Origin of the sequence: Microcystis sp. CS-574 (assembly GCF_028329095.1) — a bacterium.
Classification (GTDB): domain Bacteria; phylum Cyanobacteriota; class Cyanobacteriia; order Cyanobacteriales; family Microcystaceae; genus Microcystis; species Microcystis ichthyoblabe_A.
In genome coordinates this window covers 1-21,095 of the sequence record NZ_JAQMSY010000140.1, presented here as the reverse complement: position 1 = coordinate 21,095, position 21,095 = coordinate 1, and the positions used below count along the sequence as shown (strand labels likewise).

Annotated in this window: 16 protein-coding genes, 1 other RNA gene and 1 pseudogene; 9 read left to right on the top strand and 9 right to left on the bottom strand. The window is 42.6% G+C overall.

Features of this window, described 5'->3' with window-relative positions; genetic code table 11:
* Nucleotides 1-588 precede the first annotated feature (588 nt).
* The 3 genes from PN470_RS11130 to PN470_RS11120 form a co-directional block, all read right to left on the bottom strand.
* Nucleotides 589-1,932 carry a TldD/PmbA family protein gene (locus tag PN470_RS11130; protein WP_271934886.1) on the bottom strand — a complete coding sequence of 448 codons (1,344 nt, stop codon included), beginning with the start codon at nt 1,930-1,932 and terminating at the stop codon, nt 589-591.
* Nucleotides 1,933-2,045: 113 nt separating this feature from the next.
* Nucleotides 2,046-2,621, bottom strand: a complete 576-nt coding sequence (locus PN470_RS11125) for a DUF456 domain-containing protein (protein ID WP_271934885.1) — start codon at nt 2,619-2,621, stop codon at nt 2,046-2,048.
* A 2-nt stretch (nt 2,622-2,623) separates the two neighbouring features.
* Nucleotides 2,624-4,093: a TldD/PmbA family protein gene (locus PN470_RS11120; protein WP_002735204.1), complete on the bottom strand. Its 1,470-nt coding sequence runs from the start codon at nt 4,091-4,093 to the stop codon at nt 2,624-2,626.
* A gap of 184 nt (nt 4,094-4,277) precedes the next feature.
* Here PN470_RS11120 and PN470_RS11115 point away from each other — a divergent pair, with 184 nt between their 5' ends.
* The 7 genes from PN470_RS11115 to PN470_RS11085 all read left to right on the top strand — a co-directional run bounded on the left by PN470_RS11115 (nt 4,278) and on the right by PN470_RS11085 (nt 9,660).
* The gene (locus PN470_RS11115) at nt 4,278-4,742 is read left to right on the top strand and encodes a hypothetical protein (RefSeq protein WP_002735666.1); all 465 of its coding nucleotides are present in this window, start codon (nt 4,278-4,280) and stop codon (nt 4,740-4,742) included.
* A gap of 268 nt (nt 4,743-5,010) precedes the next feature.
* Nucleotides 5,011-5,401, top strand: a transfer-messenger RNA (tmRNA) gene (gene ssrA / locus PN470_RS11110).
* A gap of 9 nt (nt 5,402-5,410) precedes the next feature.
* Nucleotides 5,411-6,577: a pyridoxal phosphate-dependent aminotransferase gene (locus tag PN470_RS11105; RefSeq protein ID WP_103111769.1), complete on the top strand. Its 1,167-nt coding sequence runs from the start codon at nt 5,411-5,413 to the stop codon at nt 6,575-6,577.
* A 324-nt stretch (nt 6,578-6,901) separates the two neighbouring features.
* Nucleotides 6,902-7,894, top strand: coding sequence for a glycosyltransferase (locus PN470_RS11100; protein WP_271934882.1), 993 nt, complete (start codon nt 6,902-6,904; stop codon nt 7,892-7,894).
* Nucleotides 7,895-7,942: 48 nt separating this feature from the next.
* Nucleotides 7,943-8,617 carry a class I SAM-dependent methyltransferase gene (locus PN470_RS11095; RefSeq protein WP_024968556.1) on the top strand — a complete coding sequence of 225 codons (675 nt, stop codon included), beginning with the start codon at nt 7,943-7,945 and terminating at the stop codon, nt 8,615-8,617.
* A 61-nt stretch (nt 8,618-8,678) separates the two neighbouring features.
* Entirely contained in the window at nt 8,679-9,422 is a 744-nt protein-coding gene (locus tag PN470_RS11090) for a glycosyltransferase family 2 protein (RefSeq protein WP_133158918.1), read from the top strand.
* 106 nt (nt 9,423-9,528) lie between these two features.
* Complete coding sequence (locus PN470_RS11085; protein ID WP_002735344.1) at nt 9,529-9,660, top strand: hypothetical protein; 132 nt, start codon at nt 9,529-9,531, stop codon at nt 9,658-9,660.
* A 115-nt stretch (nt 9,661-9,775) separates the two neighbouring features.
* Here PN470_RS11085 and rsmH read toward each other — a convergent pair whose 3' ends face one another.
* From rsmH to PN470_RS11070, 4 genes and pseudogenes are all read right to left on the bottom strand, one after another.
* Entirely contained in the window at nt 9,776-10,657 is an 882-nt protein-coding gene (gene rsmH / locus PN470_RS11080; RefSeq protein WP_271934878.1) for a 16S rRNA (cytosine(1402)-N(4))-methyltransferase RsmH, read from the bottom strand.
* Between the two features lie 252 nt (nt 10,658-10,909).
* Nucleotides 10,910-12,421 carry a threonine ammonia-lyase, biosynthetic gene (gene ilvA / locus PN470_RS11075; protein ID WP_271935381.1) on the bottom strand — a complete coding sequence of 504 codons (1,512 nt, stop codon included), beginning with the start codon at nt 12,419-12,421 and terminating at the stop codon, nt 10,910-10,912.
* 35 nt (nt 12,422-12,456) lie between these two features.
* Nucleotides 12,457-12,666 (bottom strand): annotated as a pseudogene (locus tag PN470_RS22365) (hypothetical protein).
* A gap of 239 nt (nt 12,667-12,905) precedes the next feature.
* The gene (locus PN470_RS11070) at nt 12,906-14,924 is read right to left on the bottom strand and encodes a GUN4 domain-containing protein (protein ID WP_272104549.1); all 2,019 of its coding nucleotides are present in this window, start codon (nt 14,922-14,924) and stop codon (nt 12,906-12,908) included.
* Nucleotides 14,925-15,551: 627 nt separating this feature from the next.
* On the opposite strand from PN470_RS11070, the gene PN470_RS11065 reads away from it, so the two are divergent.
* Complete coding sequence (locus tag PN470_RS11065; protein WP_271935379.1) at nt 15,552-17,231, top strand: DnaJ domain-containing protein; 1,680 nt, start codon at nt 15,552-15,554, stop codon at nt 17,229-17,231.
* 354 nt (nt 17,232-17,585) lie between these two features.
* Here the strand turns inward: PN470_RS11065 and PN470_RS11060 are convergent, their stop codons facing one another.
* Together PN470_RS11060 and PN470_RS11055 are read right to left on the bottom strand one after the other, a co-directional pair.
* Complete coding sequence (locus PN470_RS11060) at nt 17,586-18,866, bottom strand: HhoA/HhoB/HtrA family serine endopeptidase (protein ID WP_272104546.1); 1,281 nt, start codon at nt 18,864-18,866, stop codon at nt 17,586-17,588.
* Between the two features lie 434 nt (nt 18,867-19,300).
* A complete protein-coding gene (locus PN470_RS11055; RefSeq protein WP_103111639.1) occupies nt 19,301-20,068 on the bottom strand; it encodes a DUF6816 family protein in 768 nt (255 codons plus the stop codon).
* 35 nt (nt 20,069-20,103) lie between these two features.
* Here PN470_RS11055 and era point away from each other — a divergent pair, with 35 nt between their 5' ends.
* Complete coding sequence (gene era / locus PN470_RS11050) at nt 20,104-21,060, top strand: GTPase Era (RefSeq protein ID WP_103111638.1); 957 nt, start codon at nt 20,104-20,106, stop codon at nt 21,058-21,060.
* Nucleotides 21,061-21,095 lie beyond the last annotated feature (35 nt).

Sequence of the window (21,095 nt, the reverse complement as noted above, 5' to 3'; positions counted from 1 at the left end):
TCAGGGAAAAAGTCCAGGAATTTTCCCCCTGATCACTCCCATGCCCGGTACTTTTTGATTGACAAAAAGTCTAAAAGTCTTACCCAACAAGGTTTTTAGATTTATTCAGCAAACCCTAATTAGGAGTAATACTAAAGCTGAATAAATGTGAAATATAGACGAGATAAGGGTTTTAGTGTCCTGTTTTGCTCTCACAGGTGCAAGATTTTGAGAGAATCGTGCTTCAAAACCTTGGGTCTTCATCGGCCCGCGTCCTGTAGGGGCGAAGCATTCGGGCAATAACCTATCGGTGAAACCGTAGATTTTCTATCCGAATGCTTCGCCCGTACTTTTTGCCGCAAACCCTAATCAGTTTTTAATAACCAGATTTATACTAAATCCGTTGAGTAACTCACAGAAAACGGGTTTCTCGGAGAAACCCGTTTTCTACTCATGCAAAAGGCAAAAAGGGGAATAAATAATCAGTTTTTAATAACCAGATTTAGTATAATTTGCATGGTCAACAGCTTACCCACGACTATAAAATTAACATCCATCTTGCGGGGGTATTACCCTGGTTAATACCCCCTATTTTGCTCTGGTATAGTGTTAAGCTTCTCCTGTGATTGATAAACCCTCTACCCAAACGTAGGGACAAACACCACTGGGAGTAATAACTGCTTCCGGTTCCAGATAAACAATCGATTTCAGCAGTGTTAAAATATCCCCGGCTACGGTAGCGGAATCGATGCTGATGCGCTCATTTTTGTTCACTAACCAACCATCAAAGGGCAAAGAGAAGGAACCTTGTAGAGAATTAACTCCCGCATGAAGTGCCTGTAAACTATCAATTAAAACCACATTTTCTGCTGTTTCCAAAGAATAGCTTTTTGGTTGATTAGCACTAGCAAAAACGTGATAAAAATGGGGACTAACCGTTACTTTTGACCCAATGTTACCGTTGCCAGTTGGTTCCGTATTCATCCGTTTAGCGGTAATCGTGCTATGGAGAAAATTACTCAAAATCCCCTCTTTAATTAATTCCACACGACGGGTGGGAGTACCTTCACTATCAAAAGTTTCTGCGGCAACATTAGCCGGATGGAGGGCATCATCGCACAAATTTAAGGCAGTAGCGGCGATTTGTGTTCCCAAAGATTCAGGAGTAGAAAGACTCTGTTTATCAAGGACATTTTGGGCATTAAACAGATTAGAAAATGCTCCCATTAGACTCAAAAAGGCGCGGGGGGCAAAAACCACCAAATATTTACCCGTGGTAATCGGTTGATAGTCCAGATGGCTAACAGTTTTGGTAATCGCTTCCTCGATACAACCATCGATATCTAATTTTTCCAGTCCTGGACTCACCCGAAAAGCACCGGCGCTGCGGGGTTTTTTGCCTTCCTGTTCGGTTTTGGTGTATAAATACACACTGGCATAACTACGCGCTTCCTGACGCATTGCCCCGTCGCTATTGAGATAAAAACGTCTGACCTGCTGTTGTCCCAAACCGTTATAGGGAACACTGGCAATAGCTGGATGGGCTGCTAGTAAGGATTTTTCGGCGGCTAATAACTTATCGACGAGAGTGGATACAGGTGCTTGATTAGACATTTCGCTGGCCACTTCTGTGGTAGGTGCGGTGGCAGCGGGACTAAAATCGGGGACATTTTCCTTAACCCCAAAAAAGCTGGCTTCTTGGGCGGTTTTCAGGGCTAATTGCAGTCCCACCGGGTCCACATCGGTGGTAGAGGTGACACCGACTTGATTATCCCGATTCCAGACGCGAACGATAACGCTGGAACGATTGGAAGCTTGTACCTGTTTCGGTTCCCCTTGAAACACATCCACATCGGTTTCATCGACCGAGGAACCATAGATGTCGTATTTAGCAATTCCTAAAGCTTGGGCGCTAGAATTAGCGATTTGGGCGATATCTTCAACTTTTGGCATAGATTTGGTCAGAAATGAGATGAATGTAGAATTGAGCGGTCAGCCATCAGCAGTCAGCTAGATAAAAGTGATATTTATCAGAAAAATGGCTGATTAATTGAAAAACAAAGAACTCAAATCTGAAAACTGAAAACTGATAACTGATAACTGATAACTGAAGAGAGATTCGGCCAGGTGGTGACAATAAAGACGATAACAGCAGCCGTAGCCAGCATAGCTTTAGCAACGTGACCGATAACCGTACCGACGACGATACCGACACAGACTTTTAGGGATTGTTGCAAACGGGGGGTTAATTCCAAATCGCGACGATAGGCGTATTCTCCCAAAAAAGCCCCGACCACAGGACCGACAAATAGGCCAATAATCGGGCCGCCAATGGGTAAAGCCGGTAAAAGCCCGAATATTCCCGCTAATAAGCCCACTACTAGCCCGATTTGGCTCCAATTGCTCGCCCCAACTTTTTGGGCGCCGAGATAACTAGCGAGGAATTCCACCCCGATACTGAGGAGAAGGACAACAAAGGCCACGGTTAAAGCGACCCCCATCCCCGCGAATTTGGTCACAAAACCCCACACCACCATGGCGATTAAAATCAAACTCATGCCGGGGATAGCGGGCAGCAGTTCGCCAATTATCCCCACTATCATGATGGCGATGAGGAAATAGTAGAGAATCACTAAAGCCATGATTAACGACCGCCAACGGTAATAGAATCGACTTTTAAATGGGGTTGACCAACGGTGACATAAACGCTACCACTGACAGAACCGCAAAAACCCGCCGCTAGTCCTAAATCTTGGGAACACATAGAGATTTTATTCATAATCTCCTTAGCTGAACCGATTAAAGTCGCGCCTTTCAGGGGTTTAGTCAGGTTGCCATTTTCGATAAGATAGGCCTCCTCGACGGCGAAATTAAATTCACCGGTCGCCCCCACACTACCACCGCCCATTTTTTTACAATAAATGCCTTTATCGATGGAATTAAAAAGATTATCGAGGGTATATTCCCCAGGAGCGATGTAGGTATTCCGCATCCGACTAGCGGCCGCATAGGTGTAGTTTTGACGGCGACCGCTACCCGTGCGCGGATGACCGGTTTTAATTGAACCGGTGCGATCGGCAATGAAGTTTTTTAGGATACCATTTTCAATTAGGAGAGTACGCTGGGCCGGCATTCCCTCATCGTCCATATCGATAGTACCGAAAGCTTTATCGGATAATCCTTCGTCCCAAGCCGTCAGATTTTCGTGGGCGATTTTTTCGCCTTTTTTATCGAGAAAGGGCGTGGTTTTTTGCTCAATTTGCGTAGTTTCTAGCAAATGGCCACAAGCTTCGTGGAAGATAACGCCGCCAAATTCATTGGCCATGACGATGGGATAACTGCCAGATTCTACATAGTCAGCGTAAAGCATTTTACCCGCCGATTCGGCCACTTCTGCCGCCGATTCCTCAGCATTCCACGTCCGCAGAAAATCGGGATTACTGGTACTACCCACCCGTTTACCAATGCTAGAACGATTGGTCCCATCGGCACAGAGGAGATTATAGCCCACGGATTGGGTGAGGCGAATATCCCGGGCAAAAGTGCCATCACTAGCGGCAACTAAAATTTCTTGCCAATCGCGAAAATAAGCGGCGCGACGAGATTGGACGTGAGAGGCTTTCTGATTGAGGTGAACGTTGGCAGTTAGGAGAATATCACCCATTTCTCGCAAAGAACTGCAATTATTCAGCCAAATATCTTTATTTTTGACCGTGGCATAATCCCGGAACATTTCCAGATTGATTTCGGGAATATACGCGTTAGGACTGGGTAGGTTTAAACCGAGAATCGATAAACCTTTTTCTAGGGCATTTTTTAAGCCTTGGAAGCTTAAATCGTTGGTACTGACATAACAATCGGCTTTACCGCGAAAAAGGCGGATTCCTGCCCCTGTAGATAGTTTCGGTGAGAGACTGGTGATGCTGTCATCTTCGGCTAAACAACTGATATAGTTGACTCTTTCCAGGAAAAATTCGATAAAAGTCGCCCCGGCAGCCCGTCCCAGTCCCAGGAGAGTGGACAAAGGAGCCGCCCAAGAGCTATCAAAGCGCTCCAGACTAGGATTATATTTCAGGGTGGGGAGTTCTTTGGAGATGAGTAGAGTGGGTGACATAAAGCTCGTTTATCAGTTAATCTGCTGGTTTCTAGTCTAACAGCTATCAGTTTTTTCCGTCTTGGGGTGCGTTAGCGTGGCCTAACCCTGCTAAATTTTTCTCCTTCATATCTCTTAATAAAAACCTTGATTCGATCGCTGATCGCCCGCAAGATTAAATAAAGAGCGACTCAGGATTAAAATAATGGCCACAGCGACACAATTCTTAAACATTTCTGACTTGACAAAAGATGATTATTGTGTATTCGGTTTAGCGATTTGTTTTCTCAAACAGGAGGGAGAATTAGAAAAAGTGGCGGTGTTAGAACCGATTCCCTCGGCAGCCCTAGAGGCAATTGTCAAAGGAATTCCCACTTCCTACGAATTTGCCCGCGCTATGAGTTTAGGAGAGGTATTTCAGGACGATAATCCTCAAATACCCAGTAATTTCCCCGATAATGCCCAATTATGCGAGAATTTTGTCGAAAGGGCGATTGCTGCAACTCGCACCTATAAAAATCAACCCCACCTACAAGGGTTAATCCCCTTGGGCGGCCAAAAAGACGATTTAAACTTTTCCCTAGAGAAAAAACGCATCTTGAATGCTGTTCATGTGGTGCGGACGGAGGATAACGTCAAACAACATTCTCACACCCACAAGGTTTTGTAATCAAGTTTAGTTCGGATTAGGGAAATTTTGCCGTTTTCCCTGATTCCGAACTTAGGTTATCGCAGTGGAGCAATAGCTGCTCAATTAATTGTTTAGTCTCTGGTGATACTAATCGAGGTCAAATATAGGATAATTTCCCCAAAAATCAGCGATAAAAACCTTTTTTCCCATCTAGACTGGCTCTGAAGACTGGGAAGCTCGGAAAAATCCCAATTGAGCCACAATTAGCTTAATCAAAAAATGTGCTATAATCAGAATGTAAGCACAAGGGGCCGTAACGGTTTCGACAGGTTAGCGAAAGCTCCCCCGTGATACAGGTCGAGAGTGAGTCTCCTCTCGTAAATCAAAGGCTCAAACAAAAAGTAAATGCGAACAACATCGTTCCTTTCGCTCGTAAAGCCGCTCCTGTAGCTGCCTAATAGTCTCTAATCGACTCGAGCATTCATAGTTTGACTCCGTTAAGGACTATGGATAAACCCCCAACGGATGCCACGTTTAACTTTCTCTAGTTAGTTAACCGTCTAAGCTTTAACTAGAGCATCCCACTGTCCGGGATAAGTGACAGTCCCCGTTTCGAGGGTAATCGAAACTAAACCTGTGAATGAACGGACAGTCAATACCTAATTTGGACAGCAGTTCGACTCTGCTCGGCTCCACTGATTAGTTTAATGAAAAACCTTCTCTCCCGCATGGACGGGGTGCAAACGCCGATTATTCCCGTGGTCGGTCAATTAATTAAAGCGAACCCCGGCACTATTTCCCTAGGTCAAGGGATTGTTTCCTATTATCCACCCCGGGAAGCGCTCGAATCTCTATCTTTATTTTTAGCTAATCCCAAAAATCATCAATATCAATCCGTGGCGGGAATTACCCCTTTATTAGCAGTAATTCGGCAAAAACTAGCCGAAGATAATCGGATAGAAATCAGCGATAAACAGGCAATTTTTGTGACGGCGGGCAGTAATATGGCTTTTATGAATGCCATTTTAGCCATTACTTCCCCGGGGGATGAAATTATTCTCAACACTCCCTTTTATTTCAATCATGAAATGGCCATAAAAATGGCTGATTGTCAAGTAATTTTGGTCGCCACAGACAAAAATTATCAATTGCGTCCGGCCGCCATTGAAGAGGCAATCACGGCAAAAACTAAGGCAGTGGTGACGATTTCTCCTAATAATCCCACGGGAGTAGTTTATCCAGAAAATACCCTAAGAGAAGTCAATCGCATCTGTCAAAAAAAGGGCATCTATCACATTCACGATGAGGCCTATGAATATTTTACCTATAACCATGCCCGTCACTTTTCTCCGGCGGCAATTGTTGACAGTGAATCCTGGACTATTTCCTTATTTAGTCTCTCAAAAGCCTACGGTTTTGCCAGTTGGCGCATTGGTTATATGGTAGTACCAGAACATTTATCTGAGGCGATTAATAAGATTCAGGATACTATTTTAATTTGTCCGCCGGTGGTTTCGCAATACGCGGCCTTAGGGGCGTTACAGGTGGGTAAAAGCTATCCTTTAGAACAGTTAAAAACTATCAGTCAAGTTAGAGAAATTTGCCTGAATGCTTTAGAATCAATCGGCGATATCTGTGATGTTGCCACTGCGGAAGGTGCTTTTTATTTTTTCCTGAAAATTACCACAGACAAGAATGATTTTCAGTTAGTTAAAAGTTTAATCGAGCGGCAGCGGGTGGCGGTGTTACCCGGTTCAACTTTTGGGATAACAGAAGGCTGTTATTTGCGTCTTGCCTACGGTGCTTTATCTCCAGAAACAGCTTTAACGGCAGTAGAAAGATTGGTAAAAGGACTGCGTTATTTTAGTCAGTGATTTTGAAGAATAAATACTGGCTTTCTTTCTTGGTTTTTACTTTACCACAACTGATGAAAAACCTTCTTTCGCGCATGGATGGGGTGCAAACGCCGATTATTGCCGTGGTCGGTCAATTACTTAAAGCGAAGCCTGGTACTATTTCCCTAGCTCAAGGGATTGTTTCCTAATTATCCACCCTGGGAGGCGATCAAATGTATTTCTTGAGACTAGGGGTTTGGCTGGCTGGTTTCCATAATCAGAATTGCTGACCTCTGGAGGGACAATTGACGGCAAAGCGCTTTTGATCTAGACTAGGGGATGCGGAATGCTCTGGCCTGTAAGATGCAAACAATCTATTTTTATGCCCCTGGCGAAATCAGACAAAAAAATATCAAGGAAGACCAGACTCTATGGACAGGCGATCATAGCAATTTTACGGCTTGGATAGCCCAAACCTACTTTCATCTTAAACAAGCCGGCTTTCCCTGTGAAATAGCCAGAGAAATCCCAGAGCAAGGAATTTTAATCGCCGACCGAGATACCCTAGATAATGACTATCCTTTGCTAGATAAGGTCATGTTAATTTGTGTCAAAAGCGACAAAGAATATCACCCTTCGGCTCACCTACACATTGTTTATAATCCGTCTAGTTGGGAGAAGGTTAAGGACTCTATTTGGAACCCCTATCTAATTAGTCATTGGCCGATGCCAGGGTTAGTTCCCAGAGATAGGGAACGGAACACCCTAGTGGAGAATATTTCTTACATTGGCACCAGGGGTCAGTTGGCACCGGAATTAAGGTCGGAAGCATGGCCAGAGTCTTTGGCTACTCTCAATTGCCATTGGATGCCGATTTGGGATAGATTTCAATGGAACAATTATACTAATCTAGATGTGATTGTAGCCGCGCGTAGTTTTGATTCTCGAAATTATCCTAATAAAGGTTCTATTAAGCTAATTAATGCTTGGCACGCGGGTGTTCCCGCTCTTTTGACTCCAGAGTTAGGCTTTTTAGCAGAAAGAAAGACGGAGTTAGATTTTATTATTATTCACTCTCTAGAGGAGGCAATTGAAGCAGTTTGTCGTCTGAAAAGTTCTCCAGAACTTTATCAAAAAATGGTTGAAACCGGTTATGAGAGGGCGAAAGAACACACAATTGAAACCACTTTAAATCAATGGATGTCTTTTTTCAAAGATGTGGCTTTTCCCACCTACGACCAATGGTCTGCTTTAAGTCAATTTGAAAAAAGATGGTTGTTCAGTCAGCGATATTTAGCTTTCAAATACGACAGATTTAAACACAAAATAAACAACCTTGGCAAGTCAAAAGCATAATTCAATTCTCGATCAATTATTTCTCCTTCGTGTAAAAAATAGTTTATCATGACCAACTCTCCAGACATATCTCATAATTTAGACCCATATTTTCTGAATTCTCGCACTAGGTTTGACCTAATAGAGTTAATACCCTATACTCCCAAAAGTGTTCTTGAGGTGGGTTGTGGTATTGGTAAAACTGGCAAAGCTATTGTGGATAAATATGGCAGTAAGGTAATAGGAATTGATCTTAGCGCTGAGGCGATTGAAGTAGCAAAACGACAGGGTTGTTGGGAAAAATTAATTGTTTGTGATCTGGATCGAACTCCTATCCCGATGGAAATCGAAAATTACCGTTTCGACTGCATAATGTATCCCGATGTTTTAGAACATTTGAAAAGTCCTTGGAACATCATTAAAGCCCATCTTGATCTCCTAAATCCAAGTGGTGTGATGATTGCAAGTATCCCTAATATTAGACATATCTACGTCATGAAGGATCTCCTGTTTAAAGGTAATTGGACTTATACAGAAATGGGTATTCTCGATAGAACTCATCTTCGATTTTTTACCAAAAAGACGATGATTAATCTTTTTGAACAAGCAAATTTAAAAGTGACCTGTATTAAACCTAGATCCTTTTCTGGTCCTTCGTTGCTTAAAAGTATCAATCGCTTAAATCATCATCTCTTAGAAGAATTTTTAACGGTTCAATATCTAATTTGTGCTTGCAGGAAATAAGTTCAGAAACATGAAAAACCTTGTAATTATTTCATTCTGGTGTGAGCGGAGTATTAAACCTTTGCTCCACTTACTTAAACAGCTTCAACGTATTGAGTCGGGTTGTCTCTTCGATATCGTGGTCGTCTGTAATGCCAACAGTTTGGGTAATATACCTGATTTACCTCAATTAGATAGCCAAAAAGTCAAGTATTTAATACGAGAAAATACAGGATTTAACATAGGTGCATGGGATTATGGTTGGCGACATTTGCCTCCTTATGACTATTATTTATTTCTTCAAGATGACTGTTTTATTGTCCGTCCGCTCTGGTTAAAAGCCTTTGTTGATCGATTCTGTCAATCTCCCCAAATAGGACTTCTAGGAGAAAGTTTAAACTGGGAATGTACTTGGGAAGAACTGGTGCGATCTAGTTATAATCAAATTAATCGGGATCATTTACTGAATGGTGAACCCATTAAAAGAGTTGATTTTTACCGACATTTTTTAGAGGAACATAAAATCCCTGAAGGGGAAACTGCCGAACACTTACAATCAATTATTATTTTTACATCTCGCTCCATTTTAGAAAAAATAGATGGGTTTATACTTGGCAAAAACTATGGGGAAGCGATCGCATCTGAAATTGCCATTTCTAAAAAGGTTCAAGGGTTAGGCTACCAAATACAAACCGTAAACCCTGATAGCTGTTATCATTATATTGCCCATCCCCAATGGTTTAGACGAAAAAGAAGGCTCGATCGATGGCTCTATACAGTTCGATCGAAAATCATCCCTATTTATAGGCAAGCTACAGATAACTAGGTTATTTGTTGTTTTATGAGTGACAACGCATCTCGAATAATTGACTCTGACTATCGAGATAGTTCCACCCTGGCTTTCCTGGGTATTGTGCTGAAAATATTCATTAGTGGGTCATTTGTTACAAAAACGGAAGTTAGATACCCTGTGGGACAAGCTTTTGAAGCAGACTTTATCTCCAGAAACAGCTTTAACGGCAGTAGAAAGATTGGTAAAAGGACTGCGTTATTTTAGTCAGTGATTTTGAAGAATAAATACTGGCTTTCTTTCTTGGTTTTTACTTTACCACAGCCTTTTTCCTCAAGATAACGACTCCCTAAAACCAGATAGTTTGTACCTCACCATTAAGATAACTGCTATAGGATAACCTCTGATTCGATCTTTTGGGCTATTCTTAGTTTAGCCGAACGAGAACGAGGATTTTTAGCCTGTTCTTCTCGGCTGGGAATAATCGGCTTTTTTGTGATAATTTTCAAGGAATTATCTTCGCGAAAGCCATACTTGATCAGACGATCTTCTAGACTATGAAAACTGATCATAGCGATAATTCCCCCGGATTTTAGCCACTGGGGGGCTTGATTTAACAATTGTTGCAGAGAATCTAATTCTTGATTAACAGCGATGCGTAGGGATTGAAAAACCCGCGTTGCCGGATGAATACGTCCATAACGGTAACTAGCGGGGACAGAACTAGCGATGACAGCCGCTAATTCAGTGGTGGTAGTAAAAGGACGTTTTTGGACGATCGAGCGAGCAATAGGACGAGATAAACGTTCTTCTCCGTATTGATAAAAAAGATCTGCTAATTCTTTTTCGTGCCAATGATTGATAATATCGGCTGCCGTCAGGGATTGACAGCGATCCATTCGCATATCTAAGGCTGCCGTGTGGCGAAAACTAAAGCCGCGCTCGCTCTGATCGAATTGGGGAGAACTGACTCCTAAATCGGCGATAATGCCATCAAAACTGCTATTTTGTCCGTTATAATCGGCGAAGTTCCCCCACCAGAGGGTTAAACGGCTATCTAGATAGGGGGCAAGACTAATTTTAGCGGCTTCTAGGGCGCTTTGATCGCGATCAATGGCGGTTACTGTGGTTTCGGGATGAGCTTCTAAAAGCAAGCGGCTGTGTCCACCACCCCCTAGGGTAAGATCGAGATAATGCCCCCCGGGTTGAATATTTAAGCCGGCGATTAATTCTTGACTCAAAACGGAAATATGGGGAAAATCTTGATTCATCTGTACTGATAACTTCCTAAAAATGGCGATTTAACCTAGGGTTTGCGGCAAAAAGTTTGTTGGTGGGGGCAGGGTGTGGGGTGTGGGGTGTGGGGTGTAGGGTTTTACCGATTTTGAGGTAGTCAGTTGCCTAATTTTCAGGGAAAAAGTGCCTGAATTTTACCCCCGATCACTCCAATGGTCAGCACTTTTTGAGGGGAAAAAAGTCTAAAAGCCTTATCCAACAAGGTTTTTAGATTTATTCAGCCAACTCTAACCTAAAAATAACTGATAGGCCCGGTTTTGACTTTCATCCCAATAGCGATAGCCGAGAGTATCGAGAAAAGCTTGCCATTGATTCATTTCATCGGGGGGGACCTGTATGCCCACGACGATGCGCCCGTAATCGGCCCCGTTATTGCGATAATGGAAAACGCTGATATTCCAGTGGGGACTCATGGAGGCGACAAATTTCATTAAAGCCCCCGGTCGTTCGGGAAACTCGAAGCGGTAAAATAATTCATGATCAGCTAAATGCGATCGCCCTCCCACCATGTGGCGCAGATGCAGTTTAGTCAATTCATCATCACTAATATCGAGGGTTTTAAAGCCACAAGCTTCAAAACTCTCGGCTAATTTCTTGGCATCGCTGCGATTTTCGATCTGGGCGCCGACAAAAATATGTGCTTCTTTTTCATCGGCAATACGATAACTAAATTCGGTTAGATTGCGTTTGCCGACACATTCGCAAAAACGCCGTAAACTGCCCGGTTGTTCGGGAATAGTCACAGCATACAACGCCTCGCGCCGTTCCCCTAATTCGGCCCTTTCCGCCACAAACCGCAGACGATCAAAGTTCATATTCGCCCCACAAGCCACAGCAACGAGGGTTTTATCCTCAATTTCTTCTCTTTCTACATAAGCTTTCGCTCCTGCTACCGCTAACGCCCCCGCAGGTTCTAAAATCGAGCGTGTATCTTGAAAAACATCCTTAATCGCCGCACAAATATCATCCGTATCCACGAGGATAATCTCGTCCACATACTGCTGACAGAGACGAAAAGTCTCCTCTCCCACCTCGCGCACCGCCACCCCATCGGCAAATAATCCCACTTGAGACAAACGCACCCGATAACCGGCTTTTAGGGATTGATTCATCGCGTCTGAATCCACAGGTTCCACCCCGATAATTTTAATTTCTGGGCGTAAACGCTTGACATAGGCGGCAATACCTGATATTAAGCCACCGCCACCAATAGCGACAAAAATGGCCTCGATCGGTTGCTGATATTGTCGTAAAATTTCCATACCGATCGTACCCTGGCCGGCGATTACCTCCGGGTCATCGAAGGGATGGATAAAGGTTAAGCCTTTTTCCGCTTCTAACTGCCGCGCGTAGGTGTATGAATCATCGTAGGTGTCACCGTGCAGGACGACAATCCCCCCCCGGGCTTTTACCGCGTCGATTTTGACTTGGGGAGTGGTTACAGGCATAACGATAATCGCTTGGGTTCCCAATTGCCGCGCTCCCAAAGCGACTCCCTGAGCATGATTTCCCGCCGAGGCAGCAATTACACCTTTTTGTAACAAATCCCTTGACAAATGCGCCATTTTGTTGTATGCGCCGCGCAGTTTAAAAGAGAAAACTGACTGCATATCCTCACGCTTGAGTAAAAGCTGATTGTGCAAGCGTCGGGAGAGATTGGGGGCAAATTCCAAGGGGGTTTCTTGGGCGACATCATAGACGCGTGCGGTGAGGATTTGAACCAGGTAATCGCAGTACATTATTCTTTTTTGGCGGTGGGGATTGGCAAGTCAGGCTAGTATCCAGAATAGATCATCGTCGGTCCGGTTCGCAATAAAGAGCTATCATACTGAATCCTTTGATCATTTTCAACTTTTTCGATGAGTTTTCCTAGTCCGTAATCCTCTAGGATTTATGCAATTTTTTCAAATTCGGCAATGAGAATCTTAACGGCAATCAGCTTTTGATCCTCGTCTAATACATAGTTTTTGGTAATTTCTAGCATTTGGAGTTTACCCTAAAATTTCTCTAGATTATTATTGATAAGCTGAATCGTGAGCGGAATAGGTATATCGGTTGGTAGAGAAAAGATAAGCAATTGACAGATAAAGATAGCGGTATCTTTCTGTTTTTTGGTCGGCAAATATCTTCTCCTAGAATTGTGCCAGTTTTGTTATCCCTATTTTACAGAATAGGAGGGTGGTGGTTTATGCTTGCCTAACGCACCCGACTGGACTTTAGATTTTACATTTTGCAAGTCTCCACGCGAGAGAAGAGATTGATTCCACGCTTGATAGCTGGAAAAGAACTCCACCAAATCGGGTCATGCCAATTTCCACACCGCCATATCGGAACATCAGCAGGAAGATGTCCTTGCAGTGCTTTGAAATCAAAAATAACATCTTTATACTCTATCCAGCTGTTATTTATCCGCCAGCCTACTCTATCTCCGAAAGCGTCCCAAACTCTTTCATTATACTCCCGCGTCCCACCGAGTTCGCGGTAGATTTTCGCCTGCACGGAAAAACCAAATTTTCCGTTACTATATTTCAACCATAATTGGTCAATGGTTCGCAAATCCTCGCAGGGAAAATTATCGATATCCTCTACCCGTAACCATCCTTCTGACCTTCGGTTGGCAGCCTGTAGCATCACTCTTACGGTTTCCTTGTCCGCTTCTTTCCATTGCTGCCGTTTTAATAAATCCTCTAAGTTCCGATAATCGATTCCTTTGGCACTTTTAAGCTGGATAGATGGGGGAGTTTGGGGAACGGAAATAATGGGAGGTTGAATAATTGTTGCTACAGGTTGTTTTTGATTAATAATCTGGTGACTAGAAGTCTGACAAATAAATATTCTTGAGGTTAGATGATAGATAATATAACTTCCTTCTCCCTTATAACCGTAGCGTATTAGCGGCAAATGACCTTGAGGTGCTTGCCAACTATAATTAATATCTTGCCAATTCCAACTATTATTTTTTTGCCAGCCTACCAAACTGCCAAAAATATCCCAATTTCTTTCATTATATTCTTCCATGCCACCGATTTCTCGATAGATTTGCCCCTGCACAGAAAAGCCAAATTTTCCGTTACTGTAATCAACCCATAATTGGTCAATGGTTCGCAAATCCTCGCAGGGAAATTTCTGTATATCCTCATCTCTTAACCAGTCTTTGACGCGATTAGTTACTTTTCGTACCAAGTTCGCGGTTTCCTCATCCGCTTCTTTCCATTGCTGCCGTTTTAATAAATCTTCTAAGTTTCGATAATCGATTCCCTTGGCGCTTTTAAGCTGGATAGATGGGGGAGTTTGAGGAACGGAAATAACAGGATTAACGGGTTTTTGAATAGTTGTCTGAGATATAGAGACTGATGTTTTTATCTGCAAAGCTTGCAACACTTCTGAGGCGGATTGATAGCGTTTTTTTGTACCAAACTCGATTAATTTATCAAGAATATTCCCTGAATCATTACTAACAGGATTATTAACTAACCACTGTCGCCATACCCATTGGTGTTCCCCCCCATCGAATAAATCAAAGGGAGATATTCCGGTTAATAAATAAAGGCAAGTTACACCCAAACTATACAAATCACTGGCATTAACTGCCTTGCCATTTCCCTGTTCAGGGGCAATATATTCGGCAGAACCGATAATTGTTCCTGTCATGGAACGATTTAAAGGACTGACAAATTTTGCTGCGCCAAAGTCCACTAAAATTAATTTATTATCGCTTTTTCTGCGAATAATATTTTCGGGTTTAATGTCGCGATGAATTACTTGTTTACTATGAATAAATTCTAGAATCGGTAAAATCTCTGACAAAAGATGTTTAATTTTGGCTTCGTTAAATACTCCTTCCTGTTTTAATTCTTGTTCTAGATTTTGTCCCTCGATATATTCCTGAACGAGATATTGTCGCCCGTCATTAGCGGTAAAATAGGCGTAAAGTTCGGGGATTTGTGGGTATCTTCCCAAACTATCTAAACGAATCGCTTCTTCTTTAAATAATTCTGCTGCTTTTTGTAAAGTTCCTGTTCCCTGCGCTGACGGGAAAAATTGTTTAATTACACAATAGGGTTTTGAGGGTTTATCCTCATCTATCGCTTGAAATGTCTTGCCAAAACCCCCTTGACCGATTAATTTTAGCGCTCGATAACGTTCTCTGAGAAGTAATTGAGAACCGCACTTATGACAGAATTTATCCGTGGGGGTGTTTTGGTGCGAACAATCGGGATTGAGACAGAGACAGAGACTCATAGCCGTTTGACAAGTGTGGGAAGATTAACCCCTATTATAGAAAAAGAAAGCAAGCTAGGGCGACTCTAGTGGGCAAATTTTCTGATAATTCGCTGAAAATAAGGTGACAGGTATGGTCAATCCACAACCCGTTATACTTTGTCCATACCACAATTTAGCCATTTTGTCAAAAAAATTTTGACTTTGCAACAAAACTACACAAAAATTAGATCAACGCTGTTGGGGAAAAAAGGGATAATTGGCGAAAGTGTTTGGTTTTGCTCAAGGGAAAAATCTAGATTTAGTAAGGGTTTTAAGACAACCTAGACCATAAAAACCTTAAAAATTACAATAAAGGCCATCATAGCATAATGGAAAATTGTACCAGAATCGCTGGAAGTATTGCAACCTCGTAAATAAATAAAAATTATTCTCAATAAATTCTTAAGTAAAAATAAATATTACCGATTGTAAATTTAAATATTTTTAAGCATTGAAGCTATTTATATATAAAATACTTATCATTTTTCCTGATTGCCTCTGACTTTTCCCTCCCCAGAGTAATTTTGGGGAGTCAGTCGTCGATACCAAACTAGGCTACACTCTATAGGAGAAACCCGATGACTAACTTGATTATTTCGCAAAAATATGGCTAAAAAGCTCGATTTTGTTATTCCCGCCGTCGGTGGAGTCACAGGAGCCAATTTATCTGCTTGTCTGGGAAATATTGGCTTAGTCGGCGGATTTGGCGGTATAAGCGTCGGTTTAGTGGGAATGACGGGGATTGGCATCCTGACAAGTTCGGCAATTTATGCCAGTCTGCAAGGACTAGAAACAAACGATCACAATGTCGGGTTAGCTTTGGGAATAGGAAGCCTTGGCGGAATCGGTATCTACTCTACCTTTGGGGGTGTGGGAGTCGCGGTTAAAGGTACAGCTTTCGGTGTTGGTGTCGGTTCTATGGCGATCGCTGGTGGGATAGTCGGGTTAGGAATCTACGGACTGATGAAAATGTTATCTCCCACCTACTCCGACAATAATTTTTATAGGAATCTAGAATTTTTTGATCGCATTACTAGAGAGTACGAAGAAGCTTTATTTTGGCAAGAAGTTACGGGGAAATATGAAAATCTAGAGGCAGAACTACAGCAACTGTTGGAAGAAGTATCTGTTCAGGAAAATCAACAGTTATATTCTACAGAAATTACTATTCCAGAGCGTTTATCTTGGCAGTGTTTCCAAACTCTTAAAGGTCATCAGGAAAATATTGGGGCGATCGATATTAGCTCTGATGGTAAAATTATCGCTAGTGCGGGAGAAGATCAAACCATAAAACTTTGGCAGCGAGAAACGGGTAAATTAATTTATTCCTTTGTGGGAGTTAATGAACCGCTCCAAACTCTGGCGATAAGTCCTAACGGTAAATCGATTATTGCTGGTGGATTGGATGGCAGAATTAGTCAGTGGCAATTAGACACTAAGCAGTATAAAAGTAGTTTTTTCGCTCGTGTCAATGCTCCCGATAGCCACGATGGTGTCATTTTACAATTAGCTTTTGCTGCCAATGAAAGATTTATTGTTAGTGCTAGTAATGACAAAACTCTGCGAATCTGGGGTTATCATACAGGAGAATTAAAGCGAACTTTAATCGGTCATGAGGAGGCAGTTAATACCTGTGCTATTAGTCCCGATAGCCAAATTATTGCTAGTGGTAGTGATGATAAAACTATTAAATTATGGCGATTTGATCATAGTTATGCTTATCAAACTTTTATCGGTGACAGGGCAGCCGTTAACAGTTTAGCTTTTAGTAATGATGGTCAATATCTAATTAGTGGCGGTAGTGATAAAGTGATTAAAATCTGGGATATAAAGACAGGAGAAATTATTAAAAGTTGGCAGGCACACGAGCAGGCAATTATTAGTATTGCTATTAATCCTCATCGCCATTTAATTGCTAGTGCTTCCCGAACAGAAATTAAAATTTGGCAAGGACAAACAGGAGAATTAATTAAAATTTTACGGGGAACTGCTCCCTTAAAATTTAGTCCTGACGGTCAATTTTTAATTACAGGTAGTTATGGACATAAGGTAAAAATATGGTCAGAAATGTTAGGAGAATTAGAAATATTGCCCTCCGATTCCGAGGATTGGTGGGAGGTTTTAGAAATTTCTAAGAATGCCAGTTTTTCAGAAGTTAAACAAAGATATTATCAGCTTGCTCGTCAGTATCACCCCGATCACAATTCCTCCGCCATGGCGATTAAAATTATGCAAAAAATTAATCGAGCTTACGAGCGGTTTTTATTTTCCATCTCGCAACAGTAAAATTGTGAGCCTAGGGTGAAGTATTTAACTATCTTTCGATTCTGGCTTAATCCCCCCTTAATTTCCCCTTAATCCCCCCTTGATAAGGGGGGTGTCGATCCCCCCTTGATCCCCCCTTGATAAGGGGGGTGTCGATCCCCCCTGCCCCCCTTGATAAGGGGGGTGCCGATAGGCGGGGGGATCTCCCTTGATAAGGGGGGTATCTGATAATTTTTAACGACTACCTACTTATCTCACCATTAAGATAAATGCTATAATTATTCGATTCAAGAGCCAAAAGTAAAACCAGAAATATAGAGAGCTTACTAACAAGCTCTCTATAAAGTTTAGGTCTTCTACCACTTATCTTCCAGACTAGGATTTGTTAGCAGTATTCAAGCTACCCACTTGAATATTCAGATTAATTTTTTGTCCTTCTCGGCTAATTTCTACGGGCAAATTATCGCCGATTTGAGTATTAGCCACAATTTCCTGAACTGCATTGGGATCGGTGACATTCTTACCACCTACAGACTTTAACACATCACCCGATCGCAATCCCGCTGCTGCGGCAGGAGAATCTCTCATCACCCGCACTAACAAGACACCAGAATCATCGGGGATAGTCCAATTATCAGCCATAGGACTATCGGCTAATTGTTCTTTTACCTCTGGGGTTAACTGTACCATTTGAACACCGAGATAGGGATGTTCCACCTTACCCGTGGCGATTAATTGTTCGGCGATTCTTTGGGCAGTTTTAATCGGAATAGCAAAACCTAAACCCTGGGCATTTTGAATGATAGCGGTGTTAACTCCGATAACTTCTCCCCGAGCATTTAACAACGGTCCGCCGGAATTTCCGGGGTTAATTGCCGCATCGGTTTGCAGGAAATCCACCCGTTTATCACTAGCACCAATTTGGGAGCCATTGCGTTCCTTGGCACTAATAATCCCCGTGGTGACAGTGTTATCTAATCCCAAAGGATTACCGATAGCGATCGCCCATTCTCCCACCTGTAAACTATCAGAATTACCTAATTTAACCGTGGGTAAATTGCTCGTTTCTACCTGTACCACTGCCACATCAGTTAAAGGATCACTACCTAAGACTTTGCCATCAATAGTGCGACCATCTTTGAGGGTGACAGTCACCTTATCTGCTCCCTCGACAACGTGAGCATTGGTGATAATTTTACCGTCATTACTGATAATAAACCCCGAACCTGTACCCCTTTGAACTTGTCTTTCTCCTCGCTCGGGTATTTGGGAACCGAAGAAGCGACGGAAAACAGGATCGTTAGCAAATTCCGAAAAATCACCGCCTCCATTGACTTCCCTAGAAGCATTAATTCTTACCACCGCCGGCCCCACTTCTTGCACCACAGAAGCGACAAAATTGGTGGGAATAACTAGGGTTGAGGGAGCGGCTGCGGCTGCTGTGGAGGGGCGAGGATTATTGGTAGCGGTGGCAATATTTTGGGCTAATTCTAGAGGATTTTGACTGTAGGCGTAGGTGGCCCCGATACCTAACCCGGCACCCAAAACCATTAAGGAGGAATAGGCAAAAAGTTTTTTCATCGCAGAAGATTTGGAGCGTTTGGGAGTACCTTCGTTGATCGGGGAGATATTATCGTTAAAAATATTGCGAGTCATAGTTTTTATTGTTTAACCATTCTGAGAAGGGAATAAAAGTCAGTCCTAATAATCGTGGGTGTGAGAGGAGTGTTTTGGAAAACGGCTTGGGACTGACTATCTCTAATTTAGGTGGGGGATATGAACTTACTGTGACGCAGACATGAACTTTTGATTACAAGTTTATTGTTTTATCAGTATTCTCCGAGTCAGAAGTCAGAAGTCAGAAGTCAGGAGTCAGGAGTCAGGAGTCAGGAGTCAGCTTTTATTTATTCTCCCCATCTCCCTGCTCCCCAATTCATAATTCATAATTCATAATTCTTGCTCCCCCATCTCCCTGCTCCCCACTGATTACTGATTACTGTTGACTGATCACTGAAAAGCTCCCCCTATACTTTTTCAACAGGATGGGGAAAGACTGCGCCAGTTTCAGCAGGGTTTAACCACTGGTGATCTTAATCTTTCAGCAATTCTAAGCGATAACGATACAAAGCCACCGGACGATTCGGCGCTTGGAAAAAATCCGGCGATTGGGGAGAAAGATAAATGGCTGTCACCTGATCGCCTAGAATTTTATCGGCAGATAATAACTGATAGGCGGTGGTGGTTTCCACCTCATTAAGATAAGTATTGGTTTCTCCCCGGAAAATTTGTTGACTGATTTCTGTGGCAATAAATTGATTTCGGCTAGGAGTTTCGCTATTTCTGGCAATTACGGTGGAAATTAGTTGATGAGCGCCGCGTAAAAAGGTAATCTGACGATTGGGATTATTAGGGTCAGTTTTTACGGATAATACCGATTGATTACCTAAATAGGCGCGACTAATTGCTAAAGCATTAAAGGATCGATCGGCCACAATTGATGGTTTACTGATAATAGTCGATAAAAAGGCAGCATTTATCGGTCGAGAAATAGCTTTCTCGATGAATCTCACCGGAAACTCGATCGATTTTTCTAGGTAACGACGATTACTTTCAAAACCGGGTGTGATAATCTGGGGAGAAAGAGGAGCGGTTAAATCGATTAGGGTACTGGTGACAGTCCAATTGCCTACCATCCAATCGGGATAAACTAAATCTCCACTGGCAAAACTAACCACTGGTTTAGTCATCCAGCGAGGATAATTAGTTAAGCGATCGCTTAAATTTCCCGCTATAGATAATTCTAAATGGTTACTACAGCCTAGAATTAATACTAACAAGAACAAAATTATCCTTTGCATGGGTAAAAATATTTTTTAAGTAATATTCTTTAATTATGAACGATTTTATCAACTCCCAAGCCTTTAATCTCGATTCGGCAGTAATTCCCATCGCACCCACTGGTTTTAAATCCGGTTTTATTGGCATTATTGGTCGTCCTAATGTGGGCAAATCTACCCTGATGAATCAATTAGTGGGACAAAAAATCGCCATTACTTCCCCCATCGCTCAAACTACCCGCAACCGTTTACGCGGCATTGTCACCGACGAGCGCTCCCAGATGATTTTTGTCGATACCCCCGGCATTCACAAGCCCCATCACGAATTGGGCAAAGTTTTAGTTAAAAATGCTGAAAACGCCATAAATTCTGTAGATTTAGTTTTATTTGTTGTCGATAGTAGTAATTTTTTGGGCAATGGCGATCGCTATATTGCCGATTTACTGACTAAAAACCAAACTCCCACGATTTTAGGGCTAAATAAAGCCGATCAGCAACCGGAAGACCCGGAGCCTATCGACGATAGTTATCGCACCTTAGCGACGGAAAATAACTGGCCTCTGCTCAAGTTTTCGGCACTGGAGGGGACGGGAATCGAAGAATTACAAAATCTGTTAATTGATTCCCTCGAAGTCGGTCCCTATTACTATCCCCCCGATTTAGTCACCGATCAACCGGAAAGGTTTATTATGGGCGAATTAATCCGCGAACAGATTTTACTGCAAACCCGTCAGGAAATTCCCCATTCTGTGGCGGTGGTGATTGAACGCGTCGAGGAAACTCCCGCTTTAACCAAGGTTTTTGCCGCCATTAACGTGGAACGAGCTTCCCAAAAAGGGATCGTCATCGGTAAAAATGGCAGTATGTTAAAAGCGATCGGCTCTTCCGCGCGATCGGCTATTCAAAAGTTAATCGCTGGGGAGGTATATTTAAAATTATTTGTGAAGGTAGAACCGAAATGGCGACAATCTCGCTCACTTTTAGCAGAATTTGGCTATCGCACCGAGGAGTGAATTGGGTTGTAGGGTGTGGGGTGTGGGGTGTAGGG